Source organism: Janthinobacterium sp. RA13, assembly GCF_000745325.1.
In the GTDB taxonomy this organism is placed as follows: Bacteria; Pseudomonadota; Gammaproteobacteria; order Burkholderiales; family Burkholderiaceae_D; genus Janthinobacterium; species Janthinobacterium rivuli.
Genome location: NZ_JQNP01000001.1, coordinates 959,652 through 974,903, shown reverse-complemented (window position 1 = coordinate 974,903; position 15,252 = coordinate 959,652). Strand labels below are relative to the sequence as shown.

The 15,252-nt window shown below is 63.9% G+C and carries 11 protein-coding genes; 1 reads left to right on the top strand and 10 read right to left on the bottom strand.

The genetic code is table 11. The features are described from left to right. Window positions 1-108: 108 nt before the first annotated feature. Window positions 109-4,146, bottom strand: a complete 4,038-nt coding sequence (gene purL / locus FG13_RS04060) for a phosphoribosylformylglycinamidine synthase (RefSeq protein WP_035818587.1) — start codon at window positions 4,144-4,146, stop codon at window positions 109-111. A gap of 204 nt (window positions 4,147-4,350) precedes the next feature. Further along, window positions 4,351-5,415, bottom strand: a complete 1,065-nt coding sequence (locus FG13_RS04055) for a GGDEF domain-containing protein (RefSeq protein ID WP_051958490.1) — start codon at window positions 5,413-5,415, stop codon at window positions 4,351-4,353. Window positions 5,416-5,765: 350 nt separating this feature from the next. Between FG13_RS04055 and FG13_RS04050 the strand changes: the two genes are divergently transcribed. Beyond that, a complete protein-coding gene (locus FG13_RS04050; protein ID WP_035818585.1) occupies window positions 5,766-7,391 on the top strand; it encodes a tetratricopeptide repeat-containing response regulator in 1,626 nt (541 codons plus the stop codon). A 376-nt stretch (window positions 7,392-7,767) separates the two neighbouring features. Here the strand turns inward: FG13_RS04050 and FG13_RS04045 are convergent, their stop codons facing one another. The 8 genes from FG13_RS04045 to FG13_RS04010 all read right to left on the bottom strand — a co-directional run bounded on the left by FG13_RS04045 (window position 7,768) and on the right by FG13_RS04010 (window position 15,246). After that, on the bottom strand, window positions 7,768-8,862 hold the full coding sequence (locus FG13_RS04045; RefSeq protein ID WP_081922413.1) for a S41 family peptidase: 1,095 nt from the start codon (window positions 8,860-8,862) through the stop codon (window positions 7,768-7,770). A 69-nt stretch (window positions 8,863-8,931) separates the two neighbouring features. Further along, window positions 8,932-9,681, bottom strand: coding sequence for a LytR/AlgR family response regulator transcription factor (locus FG13_RS04040; RefSeq protein WP_035818583.1), 750 nt, complete (start codon window positions 9,679-9,681; stop codon window positions 8,932-8,934). Beyond that, window positions 9,678-10,712 carry a sensor histidine kinase gene (locus FG13_RS04035; RefSeq protein ID WP_235211660.1) on the bottom strand — a complete coding sequence of 345 codons (1,035 nt, stop codon included), beginning with the start codon at window positions 10,710-10,712 and terminating at the stop codon, window positions 9,678-9,680. The genes FG13_RS04040 and FG13_RS04035 overlap by 4 nt, the downstream gene beginning before the upstream one ends. Before the next feature lie 290 nt (window positions 10,713-11,002). Then, window positions 11,003-11,740 carry an SDR family NAD(P)-dependent oxidoreductase gene (locus tag FG13_RS04030; protein ID WP_035818580.1) on the bottom strand — a complete coding sequence of 246 codons (738 nt, stop codon included), beginning with the start codon at window positions 11,738-11,740 and terminating at the stop codon, window positions 11,003-11,005. Between the two features lie 9 nt (window positions 11,741-11,749). Next, window positions 11,750-12,499 (bottom strand): aspartyl/asparaginyl beta-hydroxylase domain-containing protein, encoded by a 750-nt coding sequence (locus FG13_RS04025; protein WP_152598668.1) that lies wholly within the window; start codon window positions 12,497-12,499, stop codon window positions 11,750-11,752. After that, window positions 12,496-13,755 (bottom strand): beta-ketoacyl-[acyl-carrier-protein] synthase family protein, encoded by a 1,260-nt coding sequence (locus tag FG13_RS04020; protein WP_051958486.1) that lies wholly within the window; start codon window positions 13,753-13,755, stop codon window positions 12,496-12,498. The genes FG13_RS04025 and FG13_RS04020 overlap by 4 nt, the downstream gene beginning before the upstream one ends. Then, window positions 13,752-14,981 carry a beta-ketoacyl-[acyl-carrier-protein] synthase family protein gene (locus tag FG13_RS04015; protein WP_035818577.1) on the bottom strand — a complete coding sequence of 410 codons (1,230 nt, stop codon included), beginning with the start codon at window positions 14,979-14,981 and terminating at the stop codon, window positions 13,752-13,754. The genes FG13_RS04020 and FG13_RS04015 overlap by 4 nt, the downstream gene beginning before the upstream one ends. Beyond that, on the bottom strand, window positions 14,974-15,246 hold the full coding sequence (locus tag FG13_RS04010; RefSeq protein ID WP_035818574.1) for a phosphopantetheine-binding protein: 273 nt from the start codon (window positions 15,244-15,246) through the stop codon (window positions 14,974-14,976). The genes FG13_RS04015 and FG13_RS04010 overlap by 8 nt, the downstream gene beginning before the upstream one ends. Window positions 15,247-15,252 lie beyond the last annotated feature (6 nt).

Genomic DNA, 15,252 nt, shown 5'->3' with positions numbered 1-15,252 from the left:
CTTAGTGATAGCTGTGATAAAACAAGTCCAATAAAAAAGGTCGCGGCCTGTTGGCTGCGACCTTTTAATCAAAGTCAGAGGGGGTGACATACCCCCTCTTTCTTCAAATTACCCCACAAACTTCCGCGCATTCCTGAACATGCGCATCCACGGCGAATCCTCGCCCCATGCTTCAGGGTGGTAGGACTGCTGGACTGACCGGAACACGCGCTCCGCGTGCGGCATCAGCACGGTGAAGCGGCCGTCTGGCGTGGTGACGGAGGTGATGCCTTCCGGCGAGCCGTTCGGGTTGTATGGATACGCTTCGGTGGCGGCGCCCTTGTTGTCGACGAAGCGCATGGCTTTGGTGACCTGGGTGATGTCGCCCGTTTGCGAGAAGTCGGCGTAGCCTTCGCCGTGGGCGATGGCGATGCCGGCTTGGGTGCCGGCCATGCCGTTGAAGAAGATCGATGGGGAGTCCATCACTTCTACCATGGCAAAGCGGCCTTCGAATTTCTCCGACTTGTTGCGCGTGAATTTAGGCCAGGCGTGGGCGCCGGGGATGATGGATTTCAAATTGCTCATCATCTGGCAGCCGTTGCAGATACCCAAACCAAAACTGTCCGTGCGGTTGAAGAAGCGCGCGAACTGTTCTGCCAGGCTGGCGTTGAACAGAATCGTTTTCGCCCAGCCTTCACCCGCGCCCAGCACGTCGCCGTACGAGAAGCCACCCACGGCGATGACGCCCTGGAAGTCGTCCAGTTTCACGCGGCCGGCAATCAGGTCGCTCATGTGCACGTCGACAGCCGTGAAGCCTGCCTGGTGCATGACGTAAGCCGTCTCGATGTGCGAGTTGACGCCCTGCTCGCGCAGGATGGCGACACGCGGACGCACACCGGTGGCGATGAATGGCGCGGCGATGTTCTCGTTCTGGTCGAAGGTGACGACAGGCGACATGCCCGGATCTTGCGCGTCCAGCAGGCGGTCGTATTCGGCGTCCGCGCAGGCTGGATTGTCGCGCAGGCGGGCGATGCGCCAGCTCGTTTCGCTCCACAGGCGGTGCAGTTCCGCGCGCGGCTGGGTGTAAATCAGCTTGGCGTCGCGCGTGAATTCGATCACGTCGCGGTCGTTCAATTTGCCGATGATATGGCTGCAGGCGCCCAAATTAAACGTGCGCAGCACGTCCATGACGAGCGATTTTTCTTCCGCGCGCACCTGGATCACCGCGCCCAGCTCTTCGCTGAACAAGGCGCGCAGGGTCAGTTCGTTGCGGCGTTCCGCGACCTGGCCCGTCCAGTTCTTGGCGTCGCCCCAGTCGCTCGAATGCTCACCTTCCATGGTCAGCATGTCCAGGTTGACGGACATGCCCGTGTGGCCGGCGAAGGCCATTTCCGTCAGGGTGGCGTACAGGCCGCCGTCCGAACGGTCATGGTAGGCCAGCAGCTTGTCGTCGCTATTGAGCTTTTGAATGGCGGCGAAGAAGCCTTTCAGGTCTTCCGCGCTGTCGACGTCCGGCGTCTCATTGCCCAACTGACCCATGACTTGCGCCAGGGCGGAAGCACCGAGGCGGTTCTTGCCGCGGCCCAGGTCGATCAGGATCAGGGATGTATCGCCCTTGTCCGTTTTCAGCTGCGGCGTGAGCGACTTGCGCACGTCGGTCACTGGCGCGAACGAGGACACGATCAGCGACACCGGCGACGTGACGGATTTCGCCACGCCCGTGTTTTCATCTTTCCACGTCGTGCGCATCGACAGCGAATCCTTGCCGACCGGGATGCTGATGCCCAGCGCCGGGCACAGATCCATGCCGACGGCTTTCACCGTGTCGTACAGGGCCGCGTCCTGGCCAGGCTGGCCGCAGGCGGCCATCCAGTTGGCGGACAGTTTGATGTCGGAGATGTCGCTGATTGCGGCGGCGGCGATGTTGGTGATGGCTTCGCCCACGGCCATGCGGCCCGAAGCGGCGGCGTCGATGACGGCCAGCGGCGTACGTTCGCCCATGGCCATCGCTTCGCCCAGATACCCCTCGAAGCTCATGGTGGTGACGGCGCAATCGGCCACCGGCACTTGCCATGGTCCGACCATCTGGTCGCGCACGGTCATGCCGCCCACGCTGCGGTCGCCGATGGTGATGAGGAAGGATTTGTCGGCCACGGTCGGCAGCAGCAGCACTTTTTGCGCCACGTCCTTCAACTCCATGCCCGTCAGGTCAATCGCCGGGAAATCGTTGGCCACGTGGACCACGTCGCGCTGCATCTTCGGCGGCTTGCCCAGCAAGACGTCCATCGGCATGTCGACCGGCTCGTTGCCGAGTTCCGGGTCGATCAGTTTCAGTTGACGCTCTTCGGTGGCCACGCCCACGGCGGCGAACAAACAGCGTTCGCGTTCGCACATGGCTTTGAACAGTGGCAGGCTTTCCGGCGCGATGGCCAGAACGTAGCGTTCCTGCGATTCATTGCTCCAGATTTCTTTCGGCGCCATGCCCGATTCTTCCAGCGGCACTTTGCGCAAGTCGAAAATCGCGCCGCGCTTGGCGTCGTTGGTGATTTCCGGGAATGCGTTCGACAAGCCGCCCGCACCCACGTCGTGGATCGAGATGATCGGATTGTCCGCGCCCATTTGCCAGCAGGCGTTGATGACTTCCTGGGCGCGGCGTTCCATTTCCGGATTGCCGCGCTGGACGGAATCGAAGTCCAGGTCGGCCGTGTTGCTGCCGGTGGTCATCGACGAAGCGGCACTGCCGCCCATGCCGATGCGCATGCCCGGGCCACCGAGCTGCACCAGCAGGCTGCCGACGGGGATGTCGTTCTTGTGCGTGTGCTGCGCCGAGATATTGCCGATGCCGCCAGCGATCATGATCGGCTTGTGGTAGCCGAACACGGCGTCTTTGTCCGTGCCGACGTTCTGTTCATACGTGCGGAAGTAGCCGCCCAATACGGGACGACCGAATTCGTTCGAGAACGCGGCGCCGCCCAGCGGGCCTTCAATCATGATCTGCAGCGGCGAGGCGATGCGTTCCGGTTTGCCGTATTGGTCCGCATCCGTGCGGCCAGCCAATGGCGCCGTCACGGAAGCTGCCGTTTCCCAGCTGCGCACGGCGTCCGGCAGCGACAGATTCGATACCGTAAAGCCGGTCAAACCCGCTTTTGGCTTGGCGCCGCGGCCCGTCGCGCCTTCGTCGCGGATCTCGCCGCCCGCGCCCGTGGAGGCGCCGGGGAATGGAGAAATCGCCGTCGGGTGGTTATGCGTTTCCACCTTCATCAGGGTGTGCGTCAGTTCGGTCGACGCCGCGTATTCGTGCTTGTCGCCGCGCGGGTAAAAGCGCGACACGATCGCGCCTTCCATGATCGAAGAATTGTCGCTGTAGGCGACGACGGTGCCCTTCGGCTGCAGTTCGTGCGTGTTCTTGATCATGCCGAACAGCGACTTCGGTTGCGCCACGCCGTCGATGGTCCAGTCGGCGTTGAAGATCTTGTGGCGGCAATGCTCGCTGTTCGCCTGCGCGAACATCATCAGTTCCACGTCCGTCGGGTTGCGGCCAGCCTTGGTGAAGGCGGCGTCCAGGTAGTCGATTTCGTCTTCCGACATCGCCAGGCCTAGTTCCGTGTTCGCCGTTTCCAAAGCAAGCTTGCCCTGCCCCAGCAAGTCGATCGATTCGAGCGGACGCGCTTCCAGGGTGCGGAACAGGTCCTTGGCGTCGTCCGCGCTGCGCAGCACGGATTCGGTCATGCGGTCGTGCAGCAGGTCGGCCACGGCCTGTACCTGCTCGTCCGTCAATTTTCCGGCGCCAATGGCGCTGCCCAGGATGCCCGATTTCAGGTTGATGCGGAAAGCGACGCCGCGTTCGACGCGCTTGATGTGCGCCATGCCGCAGTTGTGCGCGATGTCGGTGGCTTTCGAGGCCCACGGCGAAATCGTGCCGAAACGGGGGATGACGAAGAATTCTTCGGCAGCACCTTCCGTATTGTCAGCGTGGGCTGGCTCGCCGTACGTCAGCAAGGCGCCAAGGCGCGTGCTGTCGTCGCTGGTGAGAGGCGCGCTGGCATCGATGAAATGGACATAGCGTGCTTGTACGGCAACAATCGCAGGCGAGACGGCTTGCAGTTGGCTTAACAGACGGTGGCTACGGAAATGGGACAGGGCATTGGAACCCGGCAGTATCAACATGATTGGAAGGTGGTTGATGCAGCGTGGCTGCGGGTTAAAGGTAGGTATGACAATATCTTTCGTACGGCAAATTTCCTTTGCGCGCATTATACCCGTTTTACCCCTGCCTTATGACCGGAACTTGGGGTTTTACCCCCCTTTTGCCCCGCTTTTGCCCCACATAGCGGCAGTTTTTGACACGGCAACAACACCGTCAGCCGGTCATCAGGCGATCACGTAGCGGTTCTTGCCCTGCCGCTTGGCCAGGTACAGGGCTTCGTCGGCCAGCCGGTAGCTGTGGCCCAGGTCCTTGCTCCGGTCCAGCTCGGCCACGCCCACGCTGATCGACACGAACTGGGCGGCCAGAAAAGCCTGGCTGACGGCGTCGACCAGGGCGCCGGCAAAGGCGCGCGCGTCTTCCCGGCCGCCCGCGTAGACGATGCCAAATTCCTCGCCGCCCAGGCGCCCGCACAGATGGCCCTGCGCCTTGTCGGCGATGACGGCGGCCGTGCGCACGAGCACTTCGTCGCCCGCATCGTGTCCCTGCTGGTCGTTGATGATCTTGAAATCGTCGATATCGATCATCAGGAAATGCAGCGTGCCGCCATGGGCCGCGCCGTGCATCTGCTGGGCGCGCTGCGTGAACATGCGGCGGTTGTTCAGGCCCGTCAGGCTGTCTTGGAAAGCCAGCCGCGTCAATTCCACCTTGGAGTGATAGTTTCGCAAACGCAATAAACTGAAACTGACGTTCAGCGCCAGCCCGAACAGCACGCTGACGGCGATCATCAACGGCGCCCAGGACTGGTCGGGCAAGCCCGCGTTGACGGGATACAGGCCGTGGCCCACATTCCACCACACGCCGGCCACCACGGCCAGGTAGCTGAGGCCGCCATTGAAGATGGAGGCGATGGCCAGGGTCATGAAGACGCCCACCGGCAAGACCCAGAAGCTGGCGTGCTGCACGGCGTCGGCCATGGTGCGCAAGCCAAAAGTCAGGGCCAGCACGGCGCAGGCGCCCGTAATGGTCAGCACGGACAAGGTGGTGCAGCGGTAGCGCACGATGAGGCTAATCAGCATGCCCAGCAGCGCCAGCGCGGCATGCGTGAGGTTCGGATGATAGGCAGGCGGCATCAGCAGCCACGTCAGGCTGAAGGCGACGATGCCCAGCACTTGCGTGACCAGGCCGACCCGGTGCAATTCCGCAAAATAGGTGTGCTGCTGTTCGCTGTTGCCGCCAAATGCAAGGGGAACGGCAATGCGCCGCAGGGAAGAAAGGTCAGGAACACGCATACGGGTATCGACACCAGAGAGAAGAAGAGCGCCCGGTACAGCCTTGCGCATGCCTGGCCGCAAGATTGTGCGGCATCCAACACTAGTTGTAATTAGGATACTATCATGCAAGTCAACTATCTGCTGGAATTTGCGGCGCCGGCACTGGCGCGCAGGGCGGCGGCACCATGAAATACAACGCCGCGCGCCACCGGAAGCGCCCGGCGCCCTGCCCCGCGCCCGATTGCATGCATTTTGCTGGCAGTGTCGGCCGGCTTTGCAGTATGCTGATAAAAAGTAATACTGTCAGGCAGATACATATATAAGAAGAGTTCCCGCAAATGACCGAACAGATGAACGAGAGCTGAACCATGCCAGAAACTAGCGACTTATCTGTCCTGATCGTCGACCCGAACCCCAGCATGCGGGGCAATCTGCACAATATGCTGAACCAGGCGGCCATCACCAAGGTGGAATATGCCGTCAATGCCGGCACGGCCATCCGCTTGCTGACGAAGAAACCGTTCGACATCATCCTGTGCGAATACGATCTTGGTAGCGGCACGGACGGCCAGGATGGCCAGCAATTGCTGGAAGACTTGCGCCACCACAAGCTGATCGGCCTGTGGACGATCTTCATCATGCTGACCTCCGAAGCCATCCACAGCAAGGTCATCAGCGCGGCCGAACTGACCCCGTCCGACTACATATTAAAACCGTTCACCGTCGACGTGCTGAGCGGACGCATCGCGCGCGCCATCGAGCGGCGCGCCATTTTCCTGCCCACGTATCAGCTGATCGACAAAGGCGACTTGCGCGAAGCCGTGAAAAGCTGCCGCGCGGCCGAACTGCAGCACCCGCGCCTGGCGGCCGATTTCACCCGCCTGCGCGCCGAGCTGCACATCGCCCTGGACGAATGGAAGGAAGCGGAACAGCTGTACGGCGACATGCTGGCCACGCGCCCCATGGCCTGGGCCCACCTGGGACTGGCGCGCACCCTGTTCGAGCAGCAGCGCCACGAAGAGGCGCAGGACGCGCTGCTGGAACTGGTGGAGGTCTATCCCCGCTTCATGGCCGCCTATGACCTTCTTGCGAAGAACCATGAAGCCATGGGCCAGCAGCTGCAGGCAAAGAAAATCCTCGAGGACGCGGTGGCCATCTCGCCGCACATGGTGCGCCGCCTGCGCCACCTGGGCGGCATCGCCTATGACACGGGCGACATCGGCGCGGCCGAACGGGCGTATAAACAGGTCGTGACGAAAGCGAAGTACTCGGAATTTCGCGACCCGGAAGACCACGTCAACCTGGTCAAGACGCTGGTCAAGAAAGGCGACGCGCCGCAGGCGAGCGGCGTGCTGCGCGACATGGAGCGCTCCTTGCGCGGCGGCGCCAACGTGGAAGCGTGCCGCGCCATCTCGGCCGCCATGCTGCATGAACTGTCGGGCAACGACATCGCCGCCGCCAGCGAACTGCAGCTGGCCGCCGCCGCCCTGGATACGGCGCGGGGCCTGTCGACGCAGCTGAAGGTGGGCCTCGTGCAAAGCTGCCTGAAAAACAACCTGGAGCAGGCCGCGTCCGACGTCATGATGAAACTCGTCAACGAAGCCGACAGCGACGTGACGATGGAAGCGGCCGTCGACGTATTTGAGAAGGCGGGCCGCCACGACCTGGCGCAAGGCATGGGCCAGCAGATCACGCACCAGGTGCAGGAACTGATGCAGGATGCGGCCAGCAAGTCGGAAAGCGGAGAGCTCAAGGGGGCGGTATTCGTGCTGCGCCAGGCCCTGCGCAAAACCCCAGGCAACCTGCCCGTGCTGTTCGCCTCCGTCGACGCCATCCTGCGCCAGCTCAACATGCTGGGCTGGGAAGCCCCGCTGGCCGAACAGGCACAGCACCAGATGCAGGTGATCAGCAAGATCGACCCCAAGCATCCGAAGCTGGAGTCGCTCAAGCAGCAGTATGCGGCCACGCAGCACAAGTACGGTATTGCCACCTGATGTGAGGGACGCACTGCAAACCTGCTGCTACGGTTTGCAGAAGCGTCGTGAGGAGCGTTGACGTCAAAAACGCACACCCCATTCTTGATGGCGTAGGTCGGATTAGCGTAGCGTAATCCGACACCATTGTCGGCTCCGCAGTGTCGGATTACGCGGCGTGCCGCCGCTAATCCGACCTACACCTACGGTTTGCAAACGCGTCGCGAGGTGCGTTGGCGTCAAAAACGCACAGCCCATTCTTGACGGCGTAGGTCGGATTAGCGTAGCGTAATCCGACACCATTGCTGGCTCCGCAATGTCGGATTACGCGGCGTGCCGCCGCTAATCCGACCTACGCGCCACACGTGCCAACACCAGCACAATCAACGCCGCGATATTAACGCTCGCCCCTGAGCGTGTAGACCGGCTTCTCGGACTCCCCTTTCTCCGCCATCGCCAGCACGCGCTGCAGTTCCTTGCGCTCGTTGCCCTCCTTGGCCGATGACACCAGCTTGCGCAGGATGGCGACGTGCGCCGTCTGCAGCGCCTGTGCCGCCGGCACGGCGATGTCCGGTTTCACGCCGACGTGCTCCCAGTTGGTTTTGGTGACGACATTGATCGTGCGTGCGGTCGGGATCGCGACTATGATGTCCTGCCCCAGGTTGTACCAGCTCACGGGATTGGAGCCGCCGCCGGTGGTCTCTCCGACCACCGTGCCGCGCTTCTGCGCCTGGATGCCATAGGAGAAATCCTCGCCGCCGGAAAACGTGCGGGCCGAGGTCAGCACGTACACGGGCTTGTCGTAACGCTGTGTGACCGTCTTCACGGTCCAGAACTGCCGCGTCGTGCCGGTCGGACGATCATACATGTCGATCAGGTGACGCTCGTCGCCGAACGGGAAGAAATGACTCATCAGGTAGGCCACGCTGGCCGGGCTGCCGCCGCCGTTGCGGCGCAAGTCGAGGATCAGCGCATCCGTCCCCGCCATGAGCGACATCGCCGCCGTGTACGCCGCGCCGACGAATTCCGGACCGCCGAAGCCGCGCAGTTCGATATAGCCGACGTTGCCGGGAAGGCGTTCGATCTTCTCGATGTCATAGCCGCGCCGCACGGTCTGGTCGCGCCATTCGTCAATCTTGGCGCGGCTAGGCAGTTCGTCGGCACCGCTGCGCTCACGAAGACCTTCGTAAAACGCGGCGCTGAAATGCAAGTCACCGCTCAATTCCCGCAAGTCCTTCGCCAGCACCTCGCTGAACGCCTTCACGCTGGCGGCGCTCGCATAACCTCCTGCCGCATTTTTCCTGGTGATCGCACTGCCGACCCGTTCAGCCACCGCTGGTTCGATGTAATTCGCGTTCATTTTCGTGACCAGTGTCTGCACGATCGCGGCGCGGGCGGACGCGCTCAGGACGGTGTCCTCCGCCGCGTAGGCGGAAAACGACAACAACGCACCCAATACGACTGCTGCGACAAACTTCTTTCTACCTGCCATACATTCCTCCAAGTTGGACTACGAAGCCTTTGATTGTTGCGTGAAAAAATGCGCGTGTTGCGCCCTGCCTCATTCGGCTTTCTTGTCGCGGCGTTGCAGTGCTTCCGTCAGAGCGGGCATATAGGAGCGGCTGGCGCGCAGCACACTGCCGTCGCGCAGGCGCAGCATGGCGTCCCGGTTGGTGAGCGAGCGCAGCTCGGCGATCATGTCCAGCCGCACGATGGACGAGCGGTGCACGCGATGAAACTGGCGCGGATCGAGCTGCATGGCCAGGTTGTGCAGGCGCTCACGCATCAGCCAGGTCTTGCCGTTCGCATGCAGGGAGGCGTAATCGCCGTCGGCCTCGATGCGTTCGACCTCCGCAACCGGCACCAGCACCGTGCGCGATCCGACACGCACGCTGAAAGTGCGCGCTGCCGGCGTCGCCGACGCTGCGGCACGACCATGGCCGCGATAGGGAAAAGCCTGCTCAGCACGGTCAAGGGCTTCGTCGAAGCGTTCGTCATCGACGGGCTTGAGCAGGTAATCGAGGGCGGCCAGTTCGAAGGCTTGCAGGGCGAAGCCGTCGTAGGCGGTGAGCAGGATCGCCATCGGCCGCTGCGCCGGCGCCAGTGCGGCCAGCATTTCGAGGCCGGACTTGCCCGGCATTTCGACATCGACGAACACCAGGTCGGGCTTCAGCGCCAGAATACCTTCGCCAGCGCTGGCGCCGTCGCCGAATTGGCCAACCAGCGTGAAGGCATCGCGCCGGGCCAGCCTGACTTTGACCGCCAGCCTGGCCAGCGGCTCGTCGTCGATGATAACGACCCGGATGCTCATGCCGCCGCCCCCATACCGCGCAGCGGCATGGCGATGCGCACGTGGAAGCGACCGTCCGTACGCCAGCCTGCGTCCACCTCTTGAGCCTCGCCGTACAGGTGGCGCAGCCGTTCCCTGACGTTGCTCAGGCCGATCCCGCTTTCCGCGTGCGCCCGCTGCTGGCCGTCGTTCCGCACGTCGATGAGCAGGCGCGCCCCGGCGCGCTCGACCAGAATATCGAGCCGGCCGGGAGCGGCCAGCGGCGCGATGCCGTGGCGGATCGCATTCTCCACCAGCGGCTGCAGCATCAGATAGGGCACGACGCTGTCGAGCAGGTCAGGGCCGGCCTTCATCGTCAGGCGCAGGCGCTCGCCGAGCCGCGCCTTTTCGATGGCGAGGTAGGCGTCGAGCAGGGCCAATTCATCGGCAAGCGTATGCTCGTGGCGGCCGTCGTGTGCGAGGGTGGCGCGCAGGAAATCGGACACGCACGCGAGCATGCGGTTGGCTTCACGGTTGGACTGCGCCGACACCAGCGCGGAAATCGCGTTCAGGGAGTTGAACAGGAAATGCGGATTGACCTGCAGGCGCAGCGCGCGCAGCTCGGCGTCGCGCGCAGCGCTTTGCGCCTGGACGAGATGCAGGCGGACCTGTTGCAGCGACAGGTAATACACCCCCACCGCATGCACCGCGCAGAACGCGATCAGCGCCAGCCAGCAGCTATCCAGACCCCGTGCGAGAGAGGCCCAGTGGTAGCCCTTCTCCATTCCGAGCGAAATCCCAAGGCGCTGCCCCAGCAAGGCGTTCACAATGGCCATTGCGTAGGTGACCGCCAACAGTATCATCCCCATCCGCAGCCACGACCATTCGCGGCGCCACATGGCCCGCTGCAGCAGCGTCAGCGGAATCAGCCACACCAGGCAGGCGACGAAGAAAAGCGTACGAAAGGCAACTATATAGCCATTACTGTAGGCCGGCAGACCGAGGATGGCCATGCAGGCGCACACCGGCAGCGCGGCCAGCACGGGAACGAGCAAGGGCGTTTCGACCTTCACGCCGGGCTTCCAAAAATGCAACTCCGCAATTCTGTTGTGTCAGTCAGCCATCGAATGGAAGGTAAAACGCGCATGGAAAGTCCCGAGCTACGAAAGCCACCACCTTAAGCGATAGCCGGACGGCGGTCCAGTCAAATGCGCCGACCCGTGCATGCCCTGCGACCAGCCGGTTCGGGCTCCGGTAATGTGCTCGCGGGCGTCGAGTTCATGCGTATGCGCCGCGAGGGCCAGGCCACGCCGACGGCCCCTGCCAGACAGCGCTGCCGTAGACCTCCCTGGCGCGTTGGCACTTAACAGGTAAAGCCGCCGTCGACGGTAATGCTTTGTCCTGTGATGAAGGCCGAATCGTCGGACAGCAGGAAACGCACGACGCCGACCACGTCGGCGACGGTGCCGAAACGGCCCATCGGCGTGAGACCGATGATCTTCTGTTTCTCCACTTCCGAGGTCGCGTCCGCCATCTCGGTGGCGATCAAGCCTGGCGCGACCACGTTTACGCGCACCATGCGTTCGCCCAGCTCGCGCGCGAGGCAGCGGCTGAAGCCGTCGAGCGCGCTCTTGGTCGCGCCGTAGATCGACATGCCGGAAAAGCCGCGCTTGCCGGAAATCGAGCCGATGTTGATGATGCTGCCGGCCCCCTCCCTGAGCAGATAAGGCGCCACGAAATGCGTGATGCGGATCAAGGCCTCGAGGTTGGTGCTCAGCAGCTTTTGCAGCAATTCCTCGTTCATCATCGTCAGCAACTGGCCGTCGCTGTAGCCGGCGTTGTTGACCAGCCCCGAAATGGCGCCGTAGCGGCGAGCCACTTCCTTGACGAATTTCTTGCTCTCGGCGCCGTCGGTGATGTCGAGCGCGCGCCAGCAGAAGCGGTTCTCGTCCGGGTCGGCCGCGCGCAGTTCGCGGATGAAGGCCGTCTCGTTGCGGCTGCAGGTAGCCACGATGTGGCCGCATGCCAGCGCGTCGCGCACGAAGGCCTGGCCCAGGCCGCGGCTGCCGCCAGTGATGATGATCGCACCAATTTTTCGCATGGGGACTCCTTAATCTGTTTTCCAGGTGTAGTTGCTGGCACGCCGGTGGGTGCCGATGGCGTAGACGCGGCGCGCCATCAGCATGATCAGGCGGCCCAGCATGTGCGCCGGCTGCGGCATCGGGCGCAGCACGTCCACAATCAGCACGACCCGCACTTCCTGGGCGTCGTTGATGATTTCATGGTCCCAGCTGTCGTCGAACAGCACTGCCTCGCCTTCCTTCCAGGTGTACTTGGTGTCGTGCAGCAGCAGCGACGGCGGATTGTGCTTCGGCACTTTCAGGCCGAGGTGGTAGCGCAGGTAGTAGCGCGAGGGGCTGGTGTGGCGCGGGATCGACTTGCCGGGATCGAGGATCGAGAAGAATCCCTGGCACAGGTGCGGAATCGCGTCGAGCAGTTCGCAGGTCTTCGGGCACTGCTTGCGGTTGAATTCCGGCTTCTCGCCGTAGCAGTACAGCATGAACACGTTCCAGCGCTTCTCGCGGTTGTAGCGGCCCGAGGCATACAACAGGTCGATATCGATGTCGTGGTAGCGCGGCATTTCGTGCTGGTGCGGCAGCACGGCGTCAAGCTCGGCCCGGATCGCGTCATAGTTCTGCTCGAACAGGCGCAAGGCGGGACAGGTCTCGTCGATGTCGAAGTACAGCGGCCGCTTGTCGCCCCCGATCACCCGGTTGAAGATGGGGTTGAACACGCTGACGATCTTGTAGTTGAGCAGGCGCTTCCTGGCGATGAAGTAGAGTTTTTTCAGCAGCATCATGGTTCCCCGTCGTGGCGCCCGACTGCCAGCACGCCGTTGAGTCCGCCAAAGGCGAACGAATTGCACAGTGCATGGCGCTTGCCATGCCCGATGGCCGTCCCATGGACAATGTTGAGCCTGCTGGCGGGGTCGGGAATGTGCGGCGCGCCGATCGGCGGAACCACCCCGTGCTCGAGCGCCAGCAGCGCACTGATGCATTCCAGCGCGCCGGTGGCGCCCAAAGCGTGCCCGTGGATCGCCTTGCCGCCCGAGACAGGCACGCTGGCGCCGTGGCGGCCGAACACTGCGTGGATGGCCTCGCTCTCGGCCGCGTCGTTGAGCAAGGTGCCGGTGCCGTGCGCGATCACGAAGCCGACCTGCTCGACGTCGAGTCCGGCACTCTTGACGGCCCGCGCGATGCAGCGCGCCATGCTTGCGCTGTCGGGACGGGTCCAGTCGGCGGCCGAGGCGTTCATCGCAAAGCCGCAGATTTCGCCAAGGATGGTGGCGCCACGCGCGCGCGCCGAGGCCAGCGTTTCGAGCACCAGCACGCCGGCGCCCTCGCCCAGCACCATGCCGTTGCGGTCGGCCCCGAAGGGCCGGCAGGCGTCCGGCGAAAGCACGCGCATCTGGCGCCACGCGCTGTACAGGCTGTACGACGGCAACTGTTCGCTGCCGCCGGCCAGCATCACGTCGGCCAGGCCGGCCCGTATCATCTGGTAAGCCTGTCCGATGGCGTGCGTGGCCGAGGCGCAGGCGCTCACCACCGAGTGGCTCGGCCCTTGCAGGCCGAAGGCCATCGAGACGGTGCTCGCGCCGGCGTTGGCCATGGCGCGGATCAGGGTTTGTGGCGCCGGCGGACGCCGCTTGACATACACCCGGAAGCCGGCCAGGTTGCGCGCATCCTCGCCACCCATCGCCGTGCCCAGCACCACGCCGACCTCTTCCCTGTTCTCCATCAGGTAGTCGAAGCCGGCCTGGCGCATCGCCTGTTCGGCCGCGTGCAGGGCGAAGCGCGCGAAATCGTCGATGCTTTCGGGCGATATATTGGCCGCCACCGTGCGCGCGGCCGGCAGGCTGACCTGGGCGCCGATCAGGCGTACAGGTTCCTGCGCCGTCGCGCACCACTGCTCGCCCTCGCGGCTGAGCGCGGCCACGCCGCTGCGCCCGTTGCGCAAACTGTCCCAATAACTGGCCAGGTCGTTGCCGGCGGCCGAGACCACGCCCATTCCCGTGACCACCACGCGCCGTTGGGCGGCCATGTGCGAGCCCGTCATGCCGGGCAACGCTTGATGGCGAGCACCGAATTCATGCCGCCCAGGCCGAAGGAATTGGACAAGGCGGCATCGATCCGCTTTTCGCGCAGTTCATTGGGCACCATGTCGATGTCGCACAGCGGATCGCGTTCGAGGAAATTGGCGGTCGGCGGGATCAGGCCGTGCTTGAGCGCGAGGGTGGCGGCGATCAACTCGAAGCCGCCGGTCGCGCCCAGCGCGTGCCCGTGCACCGCCTTGGTCGACGACACGGCCACCGCGTCGCGCGCGCCGAACACGCTGCGGATCGCCGCGCTTTCAACCAGGTCGTTCGATTCGGTGCCGCTGCCGTGGGCGTTGATGTAGCCGATCTGATCGGGGCGCAGGCCGGCCGAGCGCATCGCCTTGTTCATGGCCGCGGCCGAGCCCTGCGCGAGCGGGTTGACCGGGTCGCCCGCGTCCGAGGTGATGCCGACGCCCGCCAGTTCGGCGTACACGACGGCGCCGCGTGCGCGCGCCGAGGCCAGCGTTTCGAGCGCCACCACGCCGGCGCCCTCGCCCAGCGCCAGGCCGCTGCGGCCACTCGAAAACGGGCGGCAGGTGTCGCTGGCCAGCACGCCCATGGCCTGAAAGGCGAGCAGGGTCGAATAGATGACGCTGGCCTCGCTGCCGCCACTGATGGCGTAGCCGGCGTGGCCGTGGCGCAGCATCAAAAAGGCCTGCGCGATCGCGTGCGTGCCCGAGGCGCAGCCGCTATGGACCACGAAGGCCGGGCCCGTGAAGCCGAATTCCATCGAGATGCAGCTGACCGACGCCTGATGGTTGGTGCGCACCACCAGCGCAGGATTGCAGCTCTTTTTGCCGAGGTGGAACAGGCGGATCGCCTCGGCCTCGCGCGAGGCCTCGCCGCCGCTGGTGGTACCCAGGATCACGGCCACCTGGTCGCCCGGAACCTGCTCGCGGTTCCAGCCGGCATCGGCGATCGCCTCCTGGGCCGCCACCAGCGCGTACTGCGAGAACGGGTCGAGCAGCGGTTGCTGGCTGGTGCGTATGTGCTGCTGCAACTGGAAGCCTTCGACTACGGCGGCCGGCGCCGTGATCGTATGCCCCACCTGGGTCCGGGTGACGGGACGGATCGCCGATTTGGCATGGATCAGCGCATCCCAGAACGGCGCCACCCCGATCCCGCTCGCCGACACGCAGCCCATGCCGGTGATGACCACCCTTTGCTCGTCGCTCAGCTCATGCATCGGCGACCACCGTCCCGACCGCTCCGTTCTTGCGGCGCTCCTGGTCGACGTGGACGCAGGCGTCCTCGATGGTGTCCAGGGTCATCAAGGTGTAGAGTTCGATCTCGATGTCGAAGGCGTCGTTGATCTCGAACACGATCATCGCCATTTCCAGCGACGCAATGTCGAACTTGTCGAAGCGGGTCGCGGGGGTGAGCTCGGTTTCGATCAGCGAGGGTTTGACCTTGCGGATGGCTTCGTAAATGACACGTTCAGATTCTCGCATAAGATT